Origin of the sequence: Phenylobacterium sp. (assembly GCF_025351295.1) — a bacterium.
Taxonomy (GTDB): domain Bacteria; phylum Pseudomonadota; class Alphaproteobacteria; order Caulobacterales; family Caulobacteraceae; genus Phenylobacterium.
Genome location: NZ_JANXWD010000036.1, coordinates 16,038 through 40,223, shown reverse-complemented (window position 1 = coordinate 40,223; position 24,186 = coordinate 16,038). Strand labels below are relative to the sequence as shown.

The following is a 24,186-nucleotide window of genomic DNA, read 5'->3' as shown; positions in this document are numbered from 1 at the left end:
GGGGAGGCTTCGCGGGGCGAGGAACCCTACCTCCGCGCCGCCTTCGTGCGGTCCCGGATGGCCTTGAACTCCGATCCCGGCTTCCATTCCGGCCACACCCGCGCGTTGGCCAGGTGCTGGCCCAGTTCGAACAGCAGCGTGCCGTCGGCGACGAAACCCTTGGGGTCCCAGGTCGGATCGTATTCGTCCGCGGGCTGGTGGTACTTGTCGGCGGTATAGGCCTTGGACTTGGCGTCGCCGGCCGCCTTGCCGCCCTCGAACAGGTCGCGGCCGCCGCCGAAGCTGATGGCCGGCACGCCGACCTTGGCGAAGGGGAAGTGGTCCGAGCGGAAGAAGCTGCCGGCCTCCGGGCGCGGGTCGGGGCTGTAGTAGCGGTCGTGCGCCTTGCCCACCTTGATCAGCTCGTCCTGCAGGGTCAGCGGCGCGTTGCCCGAGGTGGTGAAGTCGTGGGCCAGGCCGTTGGGCCCGACGCCGTCCATGTTGATCACCCCCACGGTGGTGGCCAGCGGGTAGAGGGGGGCGGAGGCATAGTAGGTCGAGCCCAGCAGGCCCTTCTCCTCCGCGGTCACCGACATGAACACCAGGGTGCGCTGGGGCTTGGGCGCCTTCACCGAGTCCCGCGCCAACTCCAGCAGCATCGCCGTGCCCGAGGCGTTGTCGAGCGCGCCGTTGTAGATTTTGTCGCCCTTGGCGTCCGGCGCGCCGATGCCCAGGTGGTCCCAGTGGGCGGTGTAGAACACCCGCTCGTCCGGGTATTTCGTCCCCGGGATCGCGCCCACCACATTGTGCGAGACCACCTTCTGGGCGTCGATGGCGTAGTCGGTGGAGAAGCTCACACCTTTCAGCACCACCGGCTTGAAGGCCCGCGTCTGGGCGGCTTTCTTCAGCGTGTCGAAGTCGTAGCCGCCGGCCTTGATAAGGCCCGCGGCGGTGTCGCGCTGAATCCAGCCCTCCAGCGGCGCGTGGGCCGACAGCGGCGTCTTGCGGATGACGTCGAAGATCTCGTCGGTGTTGGAGTTCCGAACCGTGGCCCAGCCGTACGAGGCCGGCGCCGTCTCGTGGATCACCAGGAAGCCCACGGCGCCGCGGCGGGCGGCCTCCTCGAACTTGTAGGTCCAGCGGCCGTAGTAGGTCATGGCCTTGCCGCCGAAGTCGCCCTTCCCCGTCTCGAAGTCGGGGTCGTTGACCAGTACCAGGACCACCTTGCCCTTCAGGTCCACGCCCTTGAAGTCGTCCCAGTGGCGCTCCGGGGCGGTGACGCCATAGCCGGCGAACACCATCGAAGCGGCCTTGACGGTCAGGCGCTTGACCCCGGTCTGGGCGGCGCGGATGGCGATCTCGCGGCCCTGGGTCCAGGCGATGGTCTGGCCGCCGGCGGTGACGCTGACCGCGACCGGGCCGGTGGTGCGGAAGCGGGCGAGCGGCACGTCCTGGGTCCAGGCGCGGCCGCCGCCCTTCTGGGGATCGCCGGCCGGCTGCAGGCCGGCGGCCTGCATCTGGCGGATCAGGTAGGCGACGGTCTTGGTCTCGCCCGCGGTGGCCGGGCCGCGGCCCTCGAAGTCGTCGGAGGACAGCACCTTGATGTCGGCCATGATCCGCCCGGCGTCGATCGGAGACGGGGCGGCCCCGGCCGCGCTGGACATCAGGGCCGCCATCGCCGCGGTCAGGAGAAGCTTTTGCATCAACACACTCGGTTCGGGGTCGAAAGTTGCGCGACCCTAGTCGGTGTGCGGAGACGCCGCTAGGTCGCGGCGTGGCGGGCGCGGATGAACGCGTCGAGGCCGTCCAGGACCCGTTCCAGGCCGAACTCGAAGCGCGCCGTGCGCTCGCTGGGGCTGCGGGTGCGGCCGCTGCGGGCCTCGCCCATGCGCTTCACCGAGGGATAGTGCAGCGGGTCGTAGTGCGCCTCCAGCGCCGGGGTGACGATCGCGAACCACTGCTCGTCGGTCAGGCCGCTGCGCTGTTCGGCCTCGCGGGCGTCGCGGGCGGAGAGCAGGGCGCCGCCGATATAGTTCTGCAGCGCCTCGGCGGCCAGGCCCATGTCCTCATCGTCGAGGCCCATGCCGTCCAGCGCCCGCAGCATCACCTCGGCCTTGCGCAGGACGTTGGGGCCCAACGGCGGGCGGTGCAGGGCCAGGTCCTGTAGCCAGGGATGCCGTGCGTTCAGCGCCCAGCGCTCGCGGGCGATGAAGGCCAGCTTGGCGCGCCACCCGGCCAGGTCCTCGCCGGGATCGGCCGTTTCGACCAGGGCGCGGTCGAACATCAGGTCCACCAACTCGGCCTTGGACGGCACATAGGTGTAGAGCGACATCGGCGAGACCCCGACCGCCTGGGCCACCCTGCGCATGGAGAGCGCCTGCACGCCCTCGGCGTCCGCCAGCGCGATGGCCGCCTGGACGACTTCGTCCGTGGACAGGCGCTGCTTGGGCCCGCGCCGCCCCGGCTCCTGGCGGCCCCACAGCAGCTCGAGGCTGCGCCGCGGATCGCCGCTGCCGGTGAATTCCCTGTCCATCAGTCCCTGGCGCGCCACATACGAAAACGCTTTACACCATACGGAGTTTCGGGCAAAGGCGGCGTTGCAAGGGCCCGAAGAGGTTCTGCGGGGACGACGCACAGGATGCGCGGATTGCGGGCGCCCCATTGCGCCCGCGATGACTTGAGTCCAATCACCCGGTCGCCGAACCGCCGAGACCACCCATGCGTCCTGCCCATCTTGCACCCGCGACGCTACCCCTCCTGGTGGTGGCCGCCCTGGCGCTCAGCGGTTGCGCCGTCGCGCGCAAGCCTGACCTGCGCCTGCCGGTCGCGTTCGAGGGGCCCGCCGCGCCGCCGGCCGGGGCCATCGCGCTCGACAGCTGGTGGACGGCCTATGGCGACGCGGAGCTGACCGGCCTGGTCGAACAGGCCCTGGCCCGCAATCCGGACGTCCGCACGGCGCGCTCGCGCCTGGACGAGGTGAAGGCCCAGCGGATCAGCGCCATCGCCCAGTACCTGCCGCAGGGCGACCCGACCTATTCCAGCCGCCGCACCCACACCGATCAGCTGGGCGGCACGGTGGTCAGCATCCCGGGCTTCTCCAACAGCGGCACGTCGACCAACCAGGCGGCCAATTTCAATGTCAGCTGGGAGGTCGATCCGTTCGGCCGCGGCTTCTTCGCCGGCCGCGCCGCCACCGCCGAGGTGGCCCGGGTGCGCTATGCCTACGAGAACACGCGCGCCAGCATCGCCGCCCAGACCGCCGACGCCTGGTTCCAGGCCAAGGGCTTCGCCATCCAGCTGGCCGACGCGCGCGAGACCGCCCGCATTGAGCAGGACCTCTACGACGTGGCGACCAAGCGGGCCAAGGCGGGCATCGCGGCGACCTCCGACGCCGACCGCATCGCCGGCGACCTGGCCCAGGCCAATGCCCAGGTCGAGGGGCTGCAGGCCCAGCTGCAGGTCGAGAAGCGCGCGATCCTGATCCTCGCCGGCCGGGTGGTCGAACCCACGGCCAACATCAATTCGACCCCCGACGTGGGCCAGCCGCCGGCCGTGCCCCCCAGCCTGCCCAGCGACCTGCTGCAGCGGCGGCCCGACGTGCGCGGCGCCCAGGCGGCGCTGCGCTCACAGAAGAACCAGAAGATCATCGACGCCCTGGCGCTGTTCCCGTCGTTCAACTTCACGCCCGGGATCGGCTGGCAGAAGGTCAAGCAGCCCGGCTTCTCCTCCACCAGCCAGAACTGGGTGCTCGGCGGCTCCATCACCCAGCCCCTGCTCTCGATCCCGCGCCTGCTGGCCGAGTGGAAGGCCCAGGACGCGCGCACGGAGCAGGCCGTCACCGCCTATGAGAAGACCGTGCAGACCGCCTTCCAGGAGGCCGAGAGCGCCCTGGTCAATCTGGACGCCGACCGGCGGCGGGTGGTGATCCTGACCGATGGCGAGGCCCGCGCCCGGCGCGGCTACGCCGCCGCCCGGATCGGCTACGACCGCGGCTTCAACGACCTTTCCACCACCCTTCAGGCCGAGCAGTCCTGGCGCGCCGTGCGCGCCCAGCTGACGGCGGCGCAGGTCCAGGCGCTCCGCCGGTCCGTCCAGGCCTACAAGGCCATCGGCGGCGGCTGGCCGGCCCAGACCTACGCGGCGAAATGAGACCGACCCGCATGCAGCTCTCCAGATTCCTCGTCCCGGCCGCCTGTGCGATCTCGCTCGCCGGCTGCCACAAGCCGCCGGTCAAGCAGACCGAGGCCGACCAGGCGCGCGCCGTGCGGGTGACCCGCATCGAGTCGCGCTCGATCGTCGGCTCCCTGGCCGCCTCTGGCGACCTGGTGTCGCGCGAGGAGGCCGCGGTGCTGCCCGAGGTGAACGGCTACCGGGTGTCCCGCGTGCTGGTCGATGTCGGCCAGTATGTGAAGGCCGGCCAGACCCTGGTGCAGCTCGACCCCACCCTGATCCAGGCGCAGGTCGCCCAGGCCGAGGCGCTGGCGGCCCAGGCCGACGCCAACGCCCTTCAGGCCGAGGACCAGGCGAACCGGGTGAAGGACCTCGATGGCCAGGGCGTCCTCTCCCAGGAGCAGATCGACCAGCGCCGCCTGCAGGCCAAGGCCGCACGCGCCCAGGCCCGCGCCCAGGCCGCCTCGTTCAAGGACTTCAAGACCCGCGCCAGCAAGCTGGCGGTCACCGCTCCGGTGTCCGGCCTGGTGCTGGAAAAGAACGTCCGGCCCGGCGACCTCTCCGCCGGGACCGCCACGCCGTGGTTCCGCCTGGCCCGGGACGGGGAGATCGAGCTCAGGGCCAACCTCAGCGAGCCCGACCTGGCCCGCGTGCGGGTGGGTCAGAGCGTCGACGTCACCCTGCCTTCCGGCGCTGTCGCCCGCGGCCATGTCCGCCTGATCAGCCCGCAGGTGAACGCCCAGACCAAGCTGGGTGAAGTGCGCATCCTGCTTCCGGTCCGCCCCGACATCCGCGCCGGCGGCTTCGGCCGCGCGGTGTTCAACGACGCCTCGGCCATGGCCCTGGCCGTGCCGGAAACCGCGGTGCGCTACGATGCCGACGGCGCGGGCGTGATGGTGGTCGGGCCCGACAACCGGGTGAAGCGGGTGCTGATCACCGCCGGCCCCCGCGGCTCCGGCCTGGTGCAACTGGTCGCGGGCCCGCCGGCCGGCACGCGCATCGTGCAGAATGCCGGCTCGCTGCTGCTGGACGGCGACCTGATCAAACCGCAGGACGCCACGGTCGCCGCCGAGGCGCCGTCGCGCAAATGAGCGAGCCGTCCCACACGGGCTTCCCGATCTCCGCCTGGGCGATCCGCAACCCGATCCCCGTCGCGGTGCTGTTCCTCGGCCTGGTCATGGCCGGGATGATCGCCTACCTGGGCCTGCCGATTAAGCAGTACCCCAACATCGAGTTTCCAGTGGTGTCCGTCACGGTCACCCAGAACGGCGCCGCGCCGGCGGAAATGGAGACCCAGATCACCCGTCCGGTCGAGGACGCGCTGGCCGGGGTCACCGGGGTCAAGAACCTGCAGTCCGTGGTGACCCAGGGGGTCTCCACCACCTCGATGCAGTTCGAGATCGGCGAGAACATCCAGAAGAAGACCGACGAGGTCCGCTCCAAGATCGCCCAGGCGCGCCAGATCCTGCCGCGCGACATCGACGAACCCACCGTGCAGCAGGTCGAGGTGGACGAGGTCGCCCCGATCCTGACCTACGCGGTCGCCAACGCCAACATGACCGACGACCAGCTCTCCTGGTTCGTCGACGACACGGTCGCGCGCGAACTGCAGGCCGCCAAGGGCGTCGCCCAGATCACCCGGGTGGGCGGGGTCTCGCGTGAGATCAACGTCATCGTCGACCCCGACCGCCTGGCGGCGCGGGGCCTGACCGCCAGCCAGGTCAACAATGCGCTGCGCGGTTTCCAGGTCGACGCCCCCGGCGGCCGGGCGATCGTGGGTGGCCGCGAGCAGAACCTGCGGGTGCTGGGCAACGCCACCTCGATCGCCGCGCTGCGGGACCTCAACATCCCCACCGGGACCGGGGGATTCGTGAAGCTGTCCGACGTCGCCGATATCGGCGACGGGGCGTCGGAGGTGCGCGGCTTCGCCGAGCTCAACGGCCGCCCGGTCGTGGGTTTCCAGGTCTCCAAGACCAAGGAAGCCTCCGACGTCGTCACCGAGGACGGGGTCAAGCTGAAGCTGGCCCAGATGGAGAAGGCCCATCCGGGGATCAAGTTCGCCAAGATCTCCTCGACGGTCGACGATACCCGCGCCAGCTTCCAGGCCACCGAGCATGTGCTGGCGGAAGGCATGTTCCTGGCGGCGCTGGTGGTGTTCTTCTTCCTGCGCGACTGGCGCGCCACGGCGATCACCGCCGTGGCCATGCCCATCTCGCTGATCCCCACCTTCCTGGTGATGAAGCTGGCCGGCTTCTCGCTGAACGTGGTGACGCTGCTGGCCCTGACCCTGGTGGTCGGCATCCTGGTCGACGACGCCATCGTCGAGATCGAGAACATCGAGAAACGCGTCCAGCGCGGCCTGCGCCCCTACGAGGCGGCGATCCAGGGCGCGGATGCGATCGGCTTGGCGGTGGTGGCGACCACCATGGCCATCGTCGTGGTGTTCCTGCCGGTCAGCTTCATGCCGGGGATCCCCGGCCAGTTCTTCAAGGAGTTCGGCCTGACCGTCTCGGTGGCGGTGCTGTTCTCGCTGCTGGTGGCGCGGCTGGTGACGCCGCTGATGGCCGCCTACCTGCTGAAGGCGGGCGTGCACAAGCAGGAGCGCAAGCCGTTCAAGGGCTTCTATCGCAACGCCCTGGAGTGGGCGCTGGCGCACCGGATCATCTGCGCGATCGGCGGCGCGGTGCTGTTCTTCTCCACCGGCAGCCTGGTGTTCTTCCTGCCGCAGGGGTTCCAGCCCGCCGGCGACCCGGACCTCGTCTACGTGGACATCCAGGGACCGCCCGGCGCGACCTCGGGCGACATGGAGGCCATCGCCCAGCGCATCAACACGCTGTTCCACGGCGAACGGGATATCCGGGGCGTGTTCGTGCAGATCGGGTCGACCGCCTCCGGCGGCTTCGGGCCCGGCAGCGGGGCCGCCGGCGGCGGCGACCTGCGCAGCGGTACGGCCACGATCCTGCTGGACCCGAACCGCCATGAGAAGGGCGACCAGATCCGCCAGCGCCTGCGTCCCGGCCTGCGCGCCATCCCGGACGCGCGGCTTACCTTCCTCAATTTCCAGGGCGGCGCCGGCTATCAGCAGATCCTGACCGGCGACAATCCGCAGAACCTCGACCGCGCCGCGCTGGAGCTGGAGCGGCAGATGCGCCGGCTGCCGCAATTGGTCGACCCGCGCCCGTCGACTCCGCCGGTCGGGCCGGAGATCGTCATCCGTCCGAAGACCGAGGCGGCCGCGCGCCTGGGCGTCTCGCCCGACGCCATCGCCACCATCGTCCGCGTCGCGACCCTGGGCGACATCGACGCCAACGTCGCCAAATACAACGAGGGCGAGCGGCGGATCCCGATCCGCGTGCGACTGCCGGAGTCGGCCCGCGCCGACGTCCAGCGGATCCGCTCGCTGCGGGTGCCGACCACGGGCGGCGGGTCGACGACCCTCGACAGCGTCGCCGACATCGCTTTCCAGGCAGGCCCCGCCCGCATCAACCGGCTGAATCGCGAGCGGGAGCTGACCGTCCGCGCCGAGTTGAACGGCGTGGAGATGGGCGACGCCCAACGCGCGATCAACCGGTTGCCGATCATGAAGAACCTGCCGCCCGGCGTGCGGCCGGCGGCGATCGGCAACCAGCAGGCGATGGCGGAGCTGTTCGCCGGTTTCATCATCGCCTTCGCCACCGCGATCTTCCTGATGTACGCGGTCCTGGTGCTGCTGTTCCGCAGCTTCTTCAAGCCGGTGGTGATCCTGACCGCCCTGCCGCTGTCGTTCGGCGGCGCCTTCATCGGCCTGCTGGTGTTCAACCTCTCGGTCTCGATCCCGTCGCTGATCGGCTTCCTGATGCTGATGGGCCTGGCGGCGAAGAACTCGATCCTGCTGGTCGAGTACGCCATCGAGCGTGAGCGCGAGGGCATGACCCAGCACGACGCCATCGTCGAGGCCTGCCGCGAACGGGCGCGCCCGATCATCATGACCACCGTGGCCATGGCCGCCGGCATGCTGCCCACCGCCTTCGCGCTGGAGAAGGGCGCCGAGTTCCGCCAGCCGATGGCCGTGGCGGTGATCGGCGGCCTGATCACCTCGACTTTGCTGTCGCTGGTCATGGTGCCGGTGGTCTACCGCTTCGTCGACGACTTCGAGACCTGGCTGACCCCGCGCCTCTCGCGCCTGGTCACCCCGCGCGAGGCGGCCGGCCAGCCGGTTCCCGAGGACCGGCTGTAGGTTAGGCGCTGGCGTTGTCTCCCCGGCCGGGCTCGACGCCGCCCACGTACCTCAGGCCCACCTTCCACCCATCATCCCTGGCCCTGTGCCTCGGATCCATCGTCCCGCTCGCGATGGTGGGCGGCGCTCAGAGTTCGCCGCGGATCACCTGGGCGAACTGGTCGGGGTCGACGTTGCCGCCGGATAGCACCAGGCCCAGGGTCGTGGCCCCCCCGGTCTTCAGCTTGCCGGCCAGCAGGGCGGCCAGGCCGGCCGAGCCGCCGGGCTCGACCACCAGCTTCAGGACCGAGAAGGCGTAGCGCATGGCCTCGGCCACCTCGGCGTCGGTGACCACGGCCACGTCGGCGACGGTCTTCAGCAGGATCGGGAAGGTCAGCTCGCCGGGGCAGACTGTCTCGAGCGCGTCGCAGAGCGTGCGCTTCATCGGCGTCACCGCCGTGCGCCGGCCGGCCTGCAGCGACCTCAGCGTGTCGTCATAGCCCTCCGGCTCGACGCCGTAGATCGCGGTGGTGGGCGAAAGCGCCTTCACCGCCGTGGCGATGCCGGAGAGCAGGCCGCCGCCGCTGCACGGGGCGACCACCGCGCCCAGGGTGACGCCCAGCGCGTGGGCCTGGCGAACCAGCTCCAGCCCGACCGTGCCCTGGCCAGCGATGATGTGCGGGTCGTCGAAGGCCGGGACGATGACCGCCCCGCGCTCGGCGGCGATCGCGGCGGCGATCTTTTCGCGGCTCTCGGTCAGCCGGTCGTAGAACCGGACCTCGGCGCCGTAGCCGACCGTGGCCTGCGCCTTCACGTTGGGCGCGTCGGCCGGCATGACGATCAGGGCCGGGATGCCGAGCAGCTTCGCCGCCAGGGCGACGCCCTGGGCGTGGTTGCCCGACGAGAAGGCCACCACTCCGCCGACCCGCTGCTCGGCGGTGAGCTGGACCAGCCGGTTGTAGGCGCCGCGGAACTTGAACGCGCCTACGCGCTGCAGGGTCTCGGGCTTGATCAGCACCCGCAGGCCGACCCGTTCGTTGAGGACCGCGCTCTCCAGCAGCGGCGTCTCCACCGCATGGCCCAGCAACCGGCCGGCGGCGGCCTCGATGTCGGCCAGGGTGACGCTCATTTCGCGAACACCATGGCGTCGTCGGCGAAGGCCTTGAACTCCAGCGCGTTGCCGGAGAGGTCCAGGAGGAACATCGTCGCCTGCTCGCCCGGCTCGCCCTTGAAGCGGATGTGCGGCTCGATCACGAACCGGGTCCCGGCGGCGGTCAACCGCTGGGCCAGGGCCTCCCACTCCGCCAGCTGCATCAGCAGGCCGAAGTGGCGGACCGGGACGTCATCGCCGTCCACGGCGTTGGTCGCCCTGTGCCCGGCCTCGTCGGGCGACAGGTGGGCGACGATCTGGTGGCCGTGGAAGTTGAAGTCGACCCATTCGTCGCTCGAGCGCCCCTCCGGGCAGCCCAGCAGGTCGCCGTAGAAGGCGCGCGCCTCGGTCAGGTTGCGCACCGGAAACGCCAGGTGGAAACGGGGAAGGTCCATGATTTCGCTGATAGCGCGCACGCCCCTTGAGGGCGAGGGCCACTTCGTCTAGACCAGCGCCGCAAATTGATCTCCACCCCCACGCCGAGCACCTGTCGAAGGGCGCGGGGGATTCTCCGGGCAGGTCGGGAGATCGTACCCAGATGGCCAATGTCACCGTGATCGGCGCCCAGTGGGGCGACGAGGGCAAGGGCAAGCTCGTCGACTGGCTGAGCAACCGCGCCGACGTGGTGGTGCGCTTCCAGGGGGGGCACAACGCCGGCCACACCCTGGTGGTCGGCAACCAGGTCTACAAGCTCAGCCTGCTGCCCTCCGGCGTGGTCCAGGGCAAGTTGTCGATCATCGGCAACGGCGTGGTCGTCGACCCCTGGCACCTGATGAAGGAGATCGAGACCCTGCGCGGCCAGGGCGTGGCGATCACCCCCGACCTGCTGGTGGTGGCCGACAACGCCTGCCTGATCCTGCCCCTGCACGGCGACCTGGACCAGGCGCGCGAGGCCGCGGCCACGAACAAGATCGGCACCACCGGCCGCGGCATCGGCCCGGCCTATGAGGACAAGGTCGGCCGCCGCGCGATCCGCGTCGCCGACCTGGCCGACCGCGAGGCGCTGGAGGCCAAGATCGACCGGCTGCTGGCCCACCATGCCCCGCTGCGGGCGGGCCTGGGCCTGCCGCCGGTGGACGCCGCCGCCTTGCTGGCCGAGCTGGAAGCCATGGCGCCTAAGGTGCTGCCCTATGCGCAGCCGGCCTGGCTGCGGCTCAACGAGATTGTCAAGTCGGGCAAGCGGGTGCTGTTCGAGGGCGCCCAGGGCGCCCTGCTGGACGTGGACCACGGCACCTATCCCTATGTGACCTCCTCCAACACCGTCGCCGGCCAGGCCGCGGCGGGCTCGGGCCTGGGGCCGAAGGGGCCGGGCTATGTGCTGGGGATCGTCAAGGCCTACACCACCCGGGTCGGCGGCGGCCCGTTCCCCACCGAACTCTTCGACGCGGTCGGCGAGCACCTGGGCACGGTAGGCCGCGAGTTCGGGACGGTCACCGGCCGGAGCCGTCGCTGCGGCTGGTTCGACGCGGCGCTGGTCCGCCAGTCGGTGGCCCTGAACGGCATCGCCGGCATCGCGCTGACCAAGCTGGACGTGCTGGACGGCCTGCCGACGCTGAAGATCTGCACCGGCTACCGCCTGGACGGCCAGGAGATCGGCTACCTGCCGGCCGGCCTGAAGGCCCAGGCCGCACTGACGCCGGTCTACGAGGAGATGGACGGCTGGTCCGAGACCACCCAGGGCGCCCGCTCCTGGAAGGACCTCAACGCCAACGCCGTGAAGTACGTCCGCCGCATCGAGGAACTGATCGGCGCCCCCGTCGCGCTGCTCTCCACCAGCCCGCAACGCGACGACACCATCCTGATGCGCGACCCGTTCCACGACTGAGCCGGTCGGGTCGACGCCGGACGCTGTCATCAAGCTGATATTTACGGTTCAGCTTTCTAATGCTCGCCGAAACCTGGCGGGACCGGACCCTTGTTCGACGGCGACAAACGTTCACTCGAGAAGATGGCGCCCAAGCTGAAGCGGGTGCTGATCGCGGATCCGCAGCCGGCCAGCGCGCGCCTGCTGACCGAGATCATGCGCGACATCGCGCGCAGCCACATCTGGGTCGCGCCGACCACCGACCGGGCGATGAAGATCGCCGAGACCTGCGATCCGCAGCTGATCGTGGTCGAGCTCGGGCATGACGATCTCGACGGCCTGGCCTTCACCCGTACCGTGCGCCGCAGCCACTGGAATTGCCGCCAGGCGCCGGTGATCACGGTCACGAGCGCGGCCACCGCCGGCGCGATCCTGGCCGCCCGCGACGCCGGGGTGCACGAGTTCCTGCGCAAGCCCTACAGCATGAAGGACCTGGTCCGCCGGCTGGAAGCGGTGACCCTGCGTGACCGCGACTGGGTGGAGGGGGTCGGTTACATCGGCCCCGACCGCCGCCGGTTCAACTCCGGCGAATACGCCGGCCCGCTGAAGCGCCGCACCGACGGCTCGGAAACGCCCTACCAGCAGAAGATCAACCAGGCGCTGAAGATCGTCCGCGCCGCCGTGGCCGCCTCGGAGACCGACCCGGAACAGGCCATGCGCGCCATGGTCACCCAGGCCAACGCCATCCAGTCGATCGCCACCGACTTCAAGCTGACCCTGGCGGCGTCGGAGTTCTACCGCCACCTGTCCAAGGCGGCGCACGCGGGCGGCAAGTTCACCCGCGCCGAGGCCGAGAAGTGGGCGGCGCCGCTGCTCACCTTCCTGCCAAAGGACGCCGACCCCGGGCGAACCGCAGCGGCCGCCTAGAGCCGATCCGTCGCTCTCTGGGGAAACCGTACCCTACGCCGTCGGTGAGACGCCGGGCGCTTGCCAGGCCCCGACTGGACCCTTCACACTCCGCAACGGTTACCTTCCTGAAATGCGGAGGACTGTCCCATGGACGCCAAGCTCGACACCCTGACCCCCGCCGACCAGCTGGCCCGCGACAATCCGGTGCGGATGCCGCACGAAAGCATGCCGTACCGCGCGGCCCGCACCGCCCTGCTGGCCGAGGAGATCGAGCTGCGCCGCCACATCGAGCGGGTGTCCGAGCAGCGCCGCGCCCTGCCGCCCGGCGGCCCGGTCACCGGCGACTACCGCTTCGAGGGCGAGGACGGCCCAACCGACTTCGCGGGCCTGTTCGGCGACAAGCCGACGCTGGCCATCTACAGCTACATGTTCGGCCCGCAGCGCGAGCGGCCGTGCCCCATGTGCACCAACCTGCTGGGCGCCTGGGAGGGCAATGCCGCCGACCTGGACCAGCGGATGTCCCTGGTGGTCGTCGCGCGCTCGCCGATCGAGAAACTGGGCGCCTGGAAACGCGAGCGCGGCTGGAAAAACCTGCGGCTCGTGACCGACCTCGACGACGCCTATTCCCGCGACTATTTCGGCTTGCTGCCGGACGGCTCGGAGGTCCCGTCCTTCAACGTCTTCACCCGCCGCGACGGGACCATCCGCCACTTCTGGTCCGGTGAGATGACCGGCTTGACCGCCGACCCCGGCCAGGATTCGCGTGGCGCACCGGACCTGGGGCCGATGTGGGCGGTGCTGGACGCCACGCCCGAGGGCCGCGGCGCGGACTGGTATCCGAAGCTCGACTACGACCGCTGAGACTGCGCCGCCAGCAGGCAGCGGGTCAGGGACGCCGCGGTGGTCTGCGCATGGGGCGCGGCCAGCATGGTCATGTGCGCGCCGCCGGTTCCAACGATGGACAGGGTCTGTGCCTGCCGGCGCCAGATGGTCTGCGGCGACGGCAGCTCGGGGTCGCGGCCCTCCGGGACGAACACCGTCAGCTCGCCCGGGTAGAAGCCGGGCCGGTGCCGGGCCGATGCCACCAGGGCGCTGGCCGCCACCTTCAGCATGCCGGGCGGGATCTGTCCCAGGACGGAGGGCCGCGGCGGGCCGCCCGCTGTCCGGCCTGCCCCCAACCGGGCGATGAACCGGACCGCGCGCCCGCGCGCCACGGCGAGCCAGACCCGCGGGGGCCAGCGCAGCGGGCTGGTCATGGTGTCGAACAGGCCGACCAGCCCCACCTCGTCCCCGGCCTGTTGCAGCCGCCGCGCCATCTCGAACGCCACCAGGCCGCCGAAGGAATAGCCGCACAGGTAGTAGGGCCCCTGCGGCTGCCGCGCCCTGACCGCGCCCAGATAGTCCGCCGCCATCGCCTCCACCGATGTCTGCGGTGGCTCGCGACCGGCCAGCCCTCGCGCCTGGATGCCGATCACCGGCCCGGGATAGGCCATCTGCCGGGCGATCTGGAACAGGCCGGCGACGCTGCCGCCCAGCCCATGGACAATGAACACCGGCGGCGCGCCCTCGCCGGGCTTGAGGGCGACCAAGGGAACGTAGCGGTCGGGACGGCGCTGTCTCAGCGCCTCGCAGAGGTCCACGAAGCGCGACGCCTCATGGATCAGGGTCAGCGGCAACTCGAAGCCCAGTGCCTCTTCCAGTTCGATCATCAGGGCGATGGCGCTTAGGGAATCGCCGCCGACGTCGAAGAAGTCGTCCTGCGGATCGCCCACCGGGGCCTGCAATACCGCCTGCCAGGCCTGGGCGACCGCGCGTTGGATGTGATCGCCCGGGTCCGGCTCAGCATGGGCGGCCCGGGCGCGTTCGGCGCGGACCGTCGCCTCGTCCAGCGCCAGCAGCGCGCGGGCATCCAGCTTGGAGCTGGGCAGTCGCGGGATCTCGGGGACCCGGTAGAACCGTCCCGGCCGCATCGGCGCCGGCGCCCGGCCCATCACACGCCGCAGATCGTCCAGCAGGCCGGCGTTCGCCCCGTCACCGGCGCTCACATAGGCGACCAGGGTCGGCCCGCCGCCGCCCCCCGTGCGGGCGAGGACCCCGACGTCGCGCACCAGAGGGTGCTGGCGCAGGGTGGCCTCCACCCCGTCGAGGTCGACGCGGGCGCCGCGGATCTTCACCTGCCGGTCCTTGCGCCCCAGCCGTGCCAGCAACCCGTCGGGTCGCTGCCGCACCAGGTCGCCGGTGCGGAAGACGCGATCCCCTGACCCGTGGCGCTCGACGTCCTCGCCGGCGCAGCGTCCGTCGACCCAGAGGCCGAGCGCCACATAGGGGCTGGCGACGACCAGTTCGCCCACCTCGCCGGGCGGCGTCGGGCGGCCGTCCTCGTCGATCACCGCCAGGCGGTTGCCGGGCAGCGGATAGCCGATCGGGATGCGCGGGTCGTCGCGCGGGCCCGCGCCGTCGACGAACCACTGCATCATCGGCGCCTCGGTAGCGGCGTAGATCAGCTGGACCCTGGCCTCCGGCGCCAGCCAGGCGCGCATCAGGTCGATGTCGCTCCATAGCGTCGTGTCGCCGCCCACCCGCACCAGCCGCAAGGCTTCAGCCGCCCGTTCGGCGCTGGACCCCACCACCGCGCGCAGCAGGGCGGGGAAGGCGAACAGGACGGTGATGGCCTCGTCGCGGACCACGTCCAGGATCTCCCGCGCCCCGACCCGCCCGGGGTCCAGCAGCCGCAGCGTCGCGCCGGCCAGCAGGGCGGTCAGGGTGTCGCGCACGCCGACGATCGTGCAGGGCGAGGCCAGGGTGAGGAACCGGTCCTGCGGAGTGATGTGCGCCGCGTTGGTGGACTGGGCCACCCGTTGCAACATGTTGCGCTGGCTGTTGACGATCCCCTTGGGCCGCCCGGTGCTGCCGGAGGTGAACAACACGCAGGCGGGCTCGTCCGGACCCAAGGCGGCGGGCCGCCAGCCCGGCCCCGCCGCCTGAGGCAGGCCGGCCAGGCGCAGGACCTGCGCGGCGCCAACCGCCACGCCCGGCAGTCCGGCCTCCACTCCGAGGATCAGGGCCGGCCGCGCGTCGGCCAACACCTGGCCCAGCCAGTCGGCAGGCGCGTGGGCGTCCAGGGCCACGAACGGCCGCCCCGCCGCGAGGCAGGCCAGCATGGCCAGGGGAAACAGCGGCGAGGTCGGAAGCGCGATGCCGATCAGCTCGCCCGGCCCGGTCCGCGCGGCCAGGGTTTCCGCCAGCCCAGAGAGGCCGTCCCACAGCTCGCCGTAGGAGAGCGTGGTCGCCCCGTCTGTGACCGCGACCCGGTCGCGATGGCGCCGCGCCACGCGTTCGAACTGGCCGACGATCGGCCGGCCCAGATCGTCCTCGGCGAACCGGGCGAAGGCCCGGCCGGTCGGGCCGTGCCAGTCCAGCGGGCGACTGTCGGCCGCGAGCCAGTCCAGGCCCTCCAGCCCCGCCGCCGGGGCCAGCGGTTGCGCCCGGGCCGCCATATCAGTGCCCCGCCGGCGGCGTCGCGGCCGCCGCGCGTTCGGTCACCCGCGCCCCGCTCAGGGCGTTGGGCAGGCTGTAGTTGCCTTCGTGGCAGGCGTATTCGTAGATAGGACCGGTCGCCGTCCGCATCGGCATCTCGCCGCGCCACGGCTGCTTGAAGTTGACCGGGTCCTCGGCCTGGAACGCGTACAGGATCCGGTCCTTGGCGATCCGCGTGAAGCGTTCGGTCAGCTTGCCCTTGGCCGACCAGGCGAAGCCGCCGCCCAGGCTGCCGACGAACCCGCGGGGGTCGAAGTTGGTGGTCTCCACGACCAGGGTGTCGCCCTCCCACCAGCCGACCGAGTCGCCCATCCAGACGCTGACCCCGGCCGGGATGTGGGTGCGGTCGCCCATCCTGACGATCCGAACGTCGTGGTTCATCTCGATGGAGATCGCCACGTGGTCCCGGGTCTGGACGATCTGGTAGTTGGCGTTGAAGCCGGTGTTCATCATCGGCGGGCCCTCCGGCGAGCCGATGGCGGTCAGGCAGCGCTCGCTGACCGGCCGACCCTCGGGCCCGTCGAAGGACTCCTCATCGGCGTCCTTCACCGCCTTGCGGCCTGCCTCGGTGAAGGGGATCTGGCCGTTCGCAGGGTCGACGATCCACGACGAGCGCCGCTGGCCGTCGATCCGCGCCAGGTGTAGGTCCATCTCCAGGAAGTCGGCCTGCGGCGCCGCCTTGACCACCGGGGGCGCCGGGTTGTTCGGGTCGATCGGCTTGGTGCTGACCAGGTCGCCGACCATCCGGTTGAACATGGACTCCATCATCGCGGCCTCGGCGTCGGTGGCGATCAGCGCCTTGAAGATCGGCGGGCGCTGCAGAAAGGTCAGCGACGAATTGGTCCAGAGGCCCTGCAGGTCCGGCGCGCCGAAGGCGGTGCGCGGGGCGCGGTAGGGGCCGGCGTCGGCCGAGCCTCCGCCCAACGCGAGGCCGGTGGCGAGAACGACGCCCAGCGCCGCGGCGGCGGTCTGCGGCCGGAACGCCCGGGCGAACCGCACCCGGACCATCCAGAAGGCCAGCAGGGCCAGCACCGCCAGCACCGGCAGCATCGGGACGACGCCGTCGCAGATCGCCTCCGGCAGGAATTTCTGCTGCCCGAGGAAGAACGAGCCGGTGGCCACGAACAGCGCCGCGCTCATCCGCCAGACGTGCCGCGCGATCCGGGGCGGGCCGGCCAGCCCGCCGCGGCGGATCATGCGAAGGTCGCAGGCCGCCGCCAGCGCCGCGAGCACCGCGCAGGCGTAGACGGTGGTGAACTCGCCCGACCTGGGGCCGCCGGCGAGGCGGAGCGCAATCGGCGCATCGGGACTGGCATGGAGGTTCATGGCGCGGTCTCCCTCGAGAGGTTGGGCGGGCAGGCAGGAGCCAGGGTGACGGCAGCACGGGTCAGCCGGAGAAATCTCCGTTGACGGCGGCGCCGGGATTCAGGGGTTCAGGCTGGCAGGGTCAGATCGGCTCGCGTCGTCGTCGGAGCCAGGCGGCCATGGCCAGAAAGGCCGCGGCGACCGCCAGCCCGAGCCAGATGTCGGGCATGGCGAACGCTCGGAGCGGATCGAGGTCGCCGAGCTTGCCGATGGGGGCCTTGCCCATGCCGTCGAGGCTGAACGCCTGGTTGAAGCCGCCGAACAAGCGCCGACCCAGGAAGCTCCCGATGTGTGCGGTCCCGAAGGCGCCGCGTTCGACCATCGCCGGCACGACGAACGGAACCATGGCCCAGAGGATCGGCATGCGCTTGGCCCAGGCCGAGACCAGGATGAACCAGGCGTAGATGGGCGCCGTCCACAGCGCGTCCACCAGCAGGCCGTAGGGCAGCGCCACCCACATCAGGCCCAGGTGCAGGTGGCTCCACAGCAGGTTCGGGTCCAGCCCGTTCAGCAGGGTGACCAGGGTCGTCAGGACCAGGATCGCCACCTGGGCGGCGAAGGTCACCGCGACGGTGATCGCCGGAATGACCAGGATCGGGATGGCCGCCTTGGACAGCACGGTCGTAAGGTCGGAGACCGGCAGCGACTTCCAGAACAGGATGCTGCGGTCGCGCCGCTCGGCGTGCAGCGCGGCCAGGCTGTAGAACACCGCCACGAAGAACGCGGTCGCCATCACCGCGAAGGCCACGAAGGCGTACGGCCCCATCAGCACCGCCGCCCGCTTGGCGTCGCCCGCCGCGATGGCGCGCAGGGCGTGCGGCAGGGCGATGGTGCTGAGCGCGATACCGAACAGCGCGAAGGCGGCGATGGCCATCGGGGCCAGGTAGACCGCGCGGTTCTCCCACAGCTCGCGGCGGACCGACCAGTAGAGCAGTCTGCGCCATCCAAAGGCGGTGGGTTCCGGCAGGGCGTTGGAGGGCGTGGTCATGCCGCGGCTCCTTCGGCGCCAGCGTTGGGCGGGCCCATCAGGGCCACGAACAGGTCGGCGACCCCGGGGGTGCGCACCTCGCCCAGGGCCGCGAGCCGGTCGCGCGCCACGCCGTCGAACAGCATCAGGGTGCGCGCCAGCGCCCGGCGCTCGTAGATCGGCCGCAGCGCCCGGGCGGCCTCGACCTGCTGCGGACCCACGACCAGCTCCAGATAGCGGGCCTCCAGGTCCTCCATGCTGGCGCTGAGCACCACCCGGCCGTGGTTCAGGAACACCACGTCGGTGAGGATGTGCTGGATCTCGTCCACCTGGTGAGTCGAGACCACGATGGTGCGCTGGCTGTCGAAATAGTCGTTGAGCAAGGTGTCGTAGAACTGCTTGCGGTACAGCAGGTCCAGCCCCAGCGTCGGCTCGTCCAGCACCAGCAGCTTCGCGTCGATGGCCATCACCAGGGCCAGGTGCAGCTGGGCGACCATCCCCTTGGAGAGCTCGCGAACCTTGCTGGTCCGCTTGATGGCGGTCCTGGCCAGGAAGCCGTCGGCCTTGGCCCGGTCGAAACGCGGGTGCACCCCGGCCACATAGTCCACGGCCTGCCAGACCCGGATCCAGCCCGGCAGCACGGCCACGTCGGCGATGAAGCAGACGTCGCGCAGCAGCCGGTCGCGCTCGGTCCAGGGATTACGCCCCAGCACCTTCAGCTCGCCCTCGAATTCGGTCAGCCCCAGCATGGCGCTGAGCGCCGTGCTCTTGCCCGCGCCGTTGGGACCGATCAGGCCGACGATCCGCCCCGCCTCGACAGTGAGGTCGACGCCGTCCAGGGCGAGGGTCTTGCCATAGGCCTTGCGCAGGCCGCGGGCTTCGATGCAGGCCATGGCCTCAGCCCTCCCCACGGTCGGCGGCGGACGGCCGCATCAGGTCGTCCGGCGTCAGGCCCAGCCGCTGGATGGTGGCGTGGATGTCGGGCCACTGCTCGGCCAGGAACCGTTGCCGCTCGTCGCGCAGCAGCAGGCTCCGGGCGCCCACGGCGATCACCGAACCCTGGCCGCGCCGCTTCTCCACCAGCTGCTCGTCGTCCAGCTGCTGGTAGGCCTTGAGCACGGTCAGGGGATTGATCCGGTACTCGGCGGCGACGTTGCGCACCGACGGCAGGGGATCGCCCTCGTTCAGGTCGCCGTCCAGGATCATGGCCACCACGCGGTCGCGCAGCTGGCGATAGATCGGCTGGCTGTCGTTCCACTGCGGATCCATGAACACGTCCGGATAGCCCACGCGAGCGAGTCGCAAACGATCGTTCCTTTGGACCTTGGCGCCGCCTGGCTCTCGTCGCGCTGCATTGGCGGCCCCAAGGTCTGTCCCGTACCGATCTGGTGTTTTACATAACTATAACACCATAGCAGACGCAAGTGGTTTGTTCGAACCCTCCTGTTCCCCTTGCGGGAGAAGGCCGCGCGGGGTCCTCCGCGCTTCCCCTCGGGCGTCAGCGGCGCGAGGGTGGGGAAAACAGGTTTGGAGGACCGTCATGGGCGAGTACGAGGCCATCACCTTCCAGCGGCGCGGGCAGGTCGGCGTGCTGACCCTCAACAGCCAGGACCGGCTGAACGCCATCAGCCGGGCGATGATGCGCGACGTGCCGGCGGCGCTGGCGGCGGCGCGGGCGGACGATGCGGTGCGCGCGGTGGTGGTCACCGGGGCCGGGCGCGGCTTCTGCGCCGGGGCGGACCTGACCACCGCAGCCATCGGCCAGGCGCGCGCGCCGGAGCCCGCCAACGCCGAGGAGCGGCTGGACGAGATGGGCTGGGTCGGCCGCTGGGCGACGATGTGGGCCAGTTTCGACAAGCCGGTGATCGGGGCGATCAACGGGGTGGCGGCCGGCGCGGGCCTGTCGACCGCGGTGGCCTGCGACGTCCGCATCGGCTCGGAGCACGCCCGGTTCAAGAGCGTGTTCATCGAGCGGAACCTATCGCCGGATTCGGGGCTGAGCTTCTTCCTGCCGCGGATCGTCGGCTATGCGGCGGCGGCCGACATGATCTTCACCAGCCGTACCATCGGCGCGGACGAGGCGCTGCGGCTGGGCCTGTTGAACCGCCTGGTCGGCGCCGATGACCTGCTGGACGCCGCGGTGGCCTACGGCGAGGAGATGGCCCAGTGGCCGCCCCTGGCGTTGCGGATGTCCAAGCGGGTGCTGCAGCACAACCAGGAGGTCGGCCTGGCCGAGGCGCTGAGCTACGAAACGATGGGCCTCAGCTTCTCGCGCAAGGCCACCCACGACTCCCAGGAATCCATCGCCGCGTTCCGCGAGAAGCGCAAAGGCGTCTACACGGGGACCTGAAAACCCGGTATCCCGCGCCCGACGATTTGAAGGAGCCTCCCATGCCGGCCGACTCAGGCGCGCCCCAGAAGACCTATCGCTGGGACGACCCGCTGGACCTCTCCTCGCGGCTGTCGGAGGAGGAGCGGATGGTGTGGGACGCCGCGCGCGACTACGCCCGGGGTTCGCTGCTGCCCCGCGTGGTCTCGGCCTATGCCGAGGAGCGGTTCGACCGCGAGATCATGACCGAGATGGGCGAGCTGGGGTTCCTGGGCCCCACGCTGCCGGAGGAGTACGGCTGCGCCGGGGTGAACCACGTGGCCTACGGCCTGATCGCCCGCGAGATCGAGGCGATCGACAGCGGCTACCGCTCGGCGATGAGCGTGCAGTCCTCGCTGGTGATGTACCCGATCTACGCGTTCGGCTCGGAGGAGCAGCGGCGCAGGTACCTGCCCGGCATGGCGGCGGGCCGGATCATCGGCTGCTTCGGCCTGACCGAGCCGGACGGCGGGTCGGACCCGGCCTCGATGCGGACGGTGGCGAAGAAGGTCCCCGGCGGCTTCGTGCTGAACGGAGCCAAGATGTGGATCACCAACTCGCCGGTCTGCGACGTGGCCCTGGTGTGGGCCAAGCTGGACGGCAAGATCCGCGGCTTCCTGGTCGACCGCGGGACCCAGGGCTTCGAGACGCCGAAGATCATGGGCAAGCTCAGCCTGCGTGCCTCGGTGACCGGCGAGATCTCGCTGACCGACGTGCAGGTCTCCGACGAGGCCATCCTGCCCAATGTCGAGGGCCTGCGCGGGCCGTTCTCGTGCCTCAACAAGGCGCGCTACGGGATCGCCTGGGGGGCCATGGGGGCGGCCGAGTTCTGCCTGCACGCCAGCCGTGACTATGTGTCGAGCCGCAGCCTGTTCGGCCGCACCCTGGCCTCGCGCCAGCTTGTGCAGAAGAAGCTGGCCGACATGTCCACCGAGATCGCCCTGGGTTTCGAAGGCGCCCTGGCGCTGGGCCGGCTGATCGACGAGGGCGCCTGGGTCCCGGAGGCGATCTCGATGCTGAAGCGCAACAACTGCGGCAAGGCGCTGGATATCGCCCGGGTCGCGCGCGACATGCACGGCGGCAACGGCATCTCCGGCGAATACCACGTGATGCGCCATGCGCAGAACCTGGAGACGGTGAACACCTATGAGGGCGCCCACGACGTCCACGCCCTGATCCTGGGCCGCGCGATCACCGGCGAGAGCGCCTTCTAGACCGGCCCTCCGAAGACACCCCAGGGGTTCACCCAACACTAAATTCACAGGTGCGCGGCTATCCTAGCGTCACCTGTGTTGGGGGGATCGATGGCCGGAGAGAGCGCGAACCGCGCCGCCGCCAAGGCTGAGATGATCGAGTGGCTGTTCGAGAACAGTCACGATCTGATGCATGTCGCCGGTCCCGACGGCCTGTTCCGGTTGGTCAACCGGGCCTGGTGCGACATCACCGGGCTGAGCGAAGCCCGGCTGATCGGCCGATCCTGCCTGGATTTCTACCATCCCGACGATGTGAGCGGCGTGCGTGAGCGGGCCCGGCGGGCCCGGCCCGGCAATGTCAGCGAGACCGAGCTGCGCGTCGCCGACAAGGACGGGACCTGGCGCTGGTTCGCCGGCCGGCGCCAGGTGATGGCGGACGGCGCCCACATCGTCACCCTGCGCGACGCCACCGCCGAACGCGCCGCCCGCGAGGAGATCGAGGAGGCGCGGCGCACCCGCAAGATGCTGGGCGCGCAGGCCGGCCTGGGGACCTGGACCTTCGAGCCCCTGGAGAACCGCATCTGGTGGTCGGATGAGCTGATGGACCTGGTCGGCCTGGACCCCGCGGCCCACGGCGATCCGGACGCCTTTTTCAAGCTGGTGCATCCCCGCGACCGCACGCCCACCACGGCGGCGATGGAGGAGGCGCTGGTCACCGGCGCGCCGTTCCAGATGGAGCATCGGGTCCGCGGCCGCAGCCGCTGGATCACCATGCGGGTGACCGTGCTGACCGAGCCGCGGGCCGGCGGAGCCTTCGCCCTGATCGGCATGTCGGAGGACATCACCGAGCTGGCCAACGCCCGCGACGCGGCGCGCCGCGGCGAGCGGCACATGAAGACCGCGCGCCGCGAGGTGGCGGTCAACGCCCGGCGCCTGAACCTGGCGATGCAGGCCGCCGAGGCCGGCGTCTATGAGATCGACCACGTCCGCAAGACCTTCTGGTGCTCGCCGGAGTTCGAGCGGATCACGGGCCAGAGGAACTCCAGCTACCTGGAGGCCACCGAGCTGCGCTACCCCGGCTTCCACGCCGACGACCTGGACCACGTGCGCGCCGCCTTCCGCGACCTGCACCACGGCGACAAGAGCTCCGGCGAGTATTTCGAGGCCCGCATCGTGCGGCCCGACGGCGCCGAGCGGTGGGTGCGCATCTTCCACCACCTGATGATCTCCAAGGGCGGGCGCTGGCTGAAGGCGGTCGGCCTGATCCAGGACTGCGACGCCCACAAGCGCCAGGAGATCGCGCTCAAGGAAGCCCAGCGCGCCGCCGAGGCCGCCGCGGAGGCCAAGGCGGCCTTCCTGGCCAATATGAGCCATGAGATCCGCACCCCGATGAACGGGGTGATGGGGGTCCTGCACCTGCTCAAGACCGAGCAGCTGACCGAGGACGGCCGCAGCCTGCTGCACGAGGCGCTGAACTGCGGGCGGATGCTGGCCGAGCTGCTGAACGATGTCATCGACTTCTCCAAGATCGAGGCCGGCCGGCTGGAACTGACCTGCGAGCCGGTGGACCCGGCCGCCCTGGTGAACGGCGTGGTGCGGCTGCTGGAGCCGCAGGCCCACGCCAAGCACCTGCAGATCGTGGTCGACGCCGATCCGGCCCTGGGCTGGGTGCGCTCGGACCCGGTGCGGCTGCGCCAGGCGCTGTTCAACCTGGTGGGCAATGCGGTGAAGTTCACCGAGCGCGGCCATGTTGTCATCCGCTGCCGGCGCGCTGATGCCAATTCTGAAGGAAGAGGGGGTGTATTGCGCTTCGAGGTGCAGGACACCGGCGTGGGCATTCCCGAGGCGGCCCAGGCGCGGCTGTTCGGGCGGTTCAGCCAGGCCGACGCCTCGACCACGCGCAAGTTCGGCGGCTCGGGCCTGGGACTGGCGATCACCCGGCGGCTGGCCGAGCTGATGCAGGGCCAGGTGGGCTTCGTCTCAGTCGAGGGCCAGGGATCGACGTTCTGGCTGGAGGTGTGCGCCGAGCCGGCCGAGGCCCAGGCCGAGCCGGTCGAGCCCAGCCTCTCGGTCCTGCAGGACGTGCGCGTGCTGGTGGTCGAGGACAACGCCACCAACCGGCTGATCGCCACCAAGCTGCTGGAGAACATGGGCGCCGCGGTGGAGACCGCGGCGGACGGCTACCTGGGCGTGGAGGCTGCGGCGCGGGGCGGCTTCGACGTGATCCTGATGGACATCCAGATGCCCGGCATCGACGGCCTGGAGGCCGCGCGCCGCATCCGCGCCCTTGGCGGCGGCGCTGCGGCCACGCCGATCGTGGCCCTCACCGCCAATGTGCTCTCGCACCAGCGCCAGTCCTATCTGGACGCCGGCATGGACGGGGTGGTCGGCAAGCCGATCTCGCCGGGGGTCTTGCTGGCGGAAATCAGCCAGGCCGTGGCGCGGCGGGATGAGGTGCTCGAGGCGCAGGCCGGCGCGACCGCCGCCGCCTGAGGGCCGTCCGGCTTTCGCCCCCCTCGCCGGCGTGCTTGATTGCCGGCCTGGAGTCA

The 24,186-nt window shown here is 70.8% G+C and carries 18 protein-coding genes; 9 read left to right on the top strand and 9 right to left on the bottom strand.

Annotated features, from left to right (window positions below):
• Positions 1-26: 26 nt before the first annotated feature.
• Positions 27-1,682, bottom strand: a complete 1,656-nt coding sequence (locus Q0R13_RS05355) for a M28 family peptidase (protein ID WP_293900584.1) — start codon at positions 1,680-1,682, stop codon at positions 27-29.
• A gap of 59 nt (positions 1,683-1,741) precedes the next feature.
• Complete coding sequence (locus Q0R13_RS05350) at positions 1,742-2,512, bottom strand: TetR/AcrR family transcriptional regulator (RefSeq protein WP_293900581.1); 771 nt, start codon at positions 2,510-2,512, stop codon at positions 1,742-1,744.
• A gap of 185 nt (positions 2,513-2,697) precedes the next feature.
• Here Q0R13_RS05350 and Q0R13_RS05345 point away from each other — a divergent pair, with 185 nt between their 5' ends.
• From Q0R13_RS05345 to Q0R13_RS05335, 3 genes are read left to right on the top strand one after another with little or no spacing between them, the layout of a single operon-like run.
• On the top strand, positions 2,698-4,128 hold the full coding sequence (locus Q0R13_RS05345) for an efflux transporter outer membrane subunit (protein WP_293900579.1): 1,431 nt from the start codon (positions 2,698-2,700) through the stop codon (positions 4,126-4,128).
• Positions 4,129-4,139: 11 nt separating this feature from the next.
• Positions 4,140-5,240: an efflux RND transporter periplasmic adaptor subunit gene (locus Q0R13_RS05340; protein WP_293900576.1), complete on the top strand. Its 1,101-nt coding sequence runs from the start codon at positions 4,140-4,142 to the stop codon at positions 5,238-5,240.
• On the top strand, positions 5,237-8,365 hold the full coding sequence (locus Q0R13_RS05335; protein ID WP_293900573.1) for an efflux RND transporter permease subunit: 3,129 nt from the start codon (positions 5,237-5,239) through the stop codon (positions 8,363-8,365). The genes Q0R13_RS05340 and Q0R13_RS05335 overlap by 4 nt, the downstream gene beginning before the upstream one ends.
• 127 nt (positions 8,366-8,492) lie before the next feature.
• Here the strand turns inward: Q0R13_RS05335 and Q0R13_RS05330 are convergent, their stop codons facing one another.
• Together Q0R13_RS05330 and Q0R13_RS05325 are read right to left on the bottom strand one after the other, a co-directional pair.
• On the bottom strand, positions 8,493-9,473 hold the full coding sequence (locus tag Q0R13_RS05330; RefSeq protein WP_293900571.1) for a threonine/serine dehydratase: 981 nt from the start codon (positions 9,471-9,473) through the stop codon (positions 8,493-8,495).
• Positions 9,470-9,889, bottom strand: a complete 420-nt coding sequence (locus Q0R13_RS05325; protein WP_293900568.1) for a VOC family protein — start codon at positions 9,887-9,889, stop codon at positions 9,470-9,472. Before Q0R13_RS05325 ends, Q0R13_RS05330 begins: the two co-directional genes overlap by 4 nt.
• A 143-nt stretch (positions 9,890-10,032) precedes the next feature.
• Between Q0R13_RS05325 and Q0R13_RS05320 the strand changes: the two genes are divergently transcribed.
• The 3 genes from Q0R13_RS05320 to Q0R13_RS05310 all read left to right on the top strand — a co-directional run bounded on the left by Q0R13_RS05320 (position 10,033) and on the right by Q0R13_RS05310 (position 13,068).
• Complete coding sequence (locus tag Q0R13_RS05320) at positions 10,033-11,319, top strand: adenylosuccinate synthase (RefSeq protein ID WP_293900565.1); 1,287 nt, start codon at positions 10,033-10,035, stop codon at positions 11,317-11,319.
• A gap of 123 nt (positions 11,320-11,442) precedes the next feature.
• On the top strand, positions 11,443-12,225 hold the full coding sequence (locus Q0R13_RS05315) for a response regulator (RefSeq protein WP_293900562.1): 783 nt from the start codon (positions 11,443-11,445) through the stop codon (positions 12,223-12,225).
• A 129-nt stretch (positions 12,226-12,354) separates the two neighbouring features.
• Positions 12,355-13,068 carry a DUF899 family protein gene (locus Q0R13_RS05310; RefSeq protein WP_293900560.1) on the top strand — a complete coding sequence of 238 codons (714 nt, stop codon included), beginning with the start codon at positions 12,355-12,357 and terminating at the stop codon, positions 13,066-13,068.
• Here Q0R13_RS05310 and Q0R13_RS05305 read toward each other — a convergent pair.
• The 5 genes from Q0R13_RS05305 to Q0R13_RS05285 form a co-directional block, all read right to left on the bottom strand.
• Positions 13,056-15,704 (bottom strand): non-ribosomal peptide synthetase, encoded by a 2,649-nt coding sequence (locus tag Q0R13_RS05305; protein ID WP_293900558.1) that lies wholly within the window; start codon positions 15,702-15,704, stop codon positions 13,056-13,058. The genes Q0R13_RS05310 and Q0R13_RS05305 overlap by 13 nt on opposite strands.
• A 1-nt stretch (position 15,705) precedes the next feature.
• Positions 15,706-17,070, bottom strand: coding sequence for a hypothetical protein (locus tag Q0R13_RS05300; RefSeq protein WP_293900555.1), 1,365 nt, complete (start codon positions 17,068-17,070; stop codon positions 15,706-15,708).
• Between the two features lie 121 nt (positions 17,071-17,191).
• On the bottom strand, positions 17,192-18,097 hold the full coding sequence (locus Q0R13_RS05295; RefSeq protein ID WP_293900552.1) for a hypothetical protein: 906 nt from the start codon (positions 18,095-18,097) through the stop codon (positions 17,192-17,194).
• Positions 18,094-18,969 carry an ABC transporter ATP-binding protein gene (locus tag Q0R13_RS05290; RefSeq protein ID WP_293900549.1) on the bottom strand — a complete coding sequence of 292 codons (876 nt, stop codon included), beginning with the start codon at positions 18,967-18,969 and terminating at the stop codon, positions 18,094-18,096. Before Q0R13_RS05290 ends, Q0R13_RS05295 begins: the two co-directional genes overlap by 4 nt.
• 4 nt (positions 18,970-18,973) lie before the next feature.
• Positions 18,974-19,381, bottom strand: a complete 408-nt coding sequence (locus Q0R13_RS05285) for a GntR family transcriptional regulator (RefSeq protein WP_293900546.1) — start codon at positions 19,379-19,381, stop codon at positions 18,974-18,976.
• Positions 19,382-19,616: 235 nt separating this feature from the next.
• On the opposite strand from Q0R13_RS05285, the gene Q0R13_RS05280 reads away from it, so the two are divergent.
• The 3 genes from Q0R13_RS05280 (at position 19,617) to Q0R13_RS05270 (ending at position 24,130) form a co-directional block, all read left to right on the top strand.
• Positions 19,617-20,426: an enoyl-CoA hydratase/isomerase family protein gene (locus Q0R13_RS05280; RefSeq protein WP_293900543.1), complete on the top strand. Its 810-nt coding sequence runs from the start codon at positions 19,617-19,619 to the stop codon at positions 20,424-20,426.
• 41 nt (positions 20,427-20,467) lie between these two features.
• Positions 20,468-21,658 carry an acyl-CoA dehydrogenase gene (locus Q0R13_RS05275; RefSeq protein ID WP_293900540.1) on the top strand — a complete coding sequence of 397 codons (1,191 nt, stop codon included), beginning with the start codon at positions 20,468-20,470 and terminating at the stop codon, positions 21,656-21,658.
• A 90-nt stretch (positions 21,659-21,748) separates the two neighbouring features.
• Complete coding sequence (locus Q0R13_RS05270; protein WP_293900537.1) at positions 21,749-24,130, top strand: PAS domain S-box protein; 2,382 nt, start codon at positions 21,749-21,751, stop codon at positions 24,128-24,130.
• Positions 24,131-24,186: the final 56 nt, after the last annotated feature.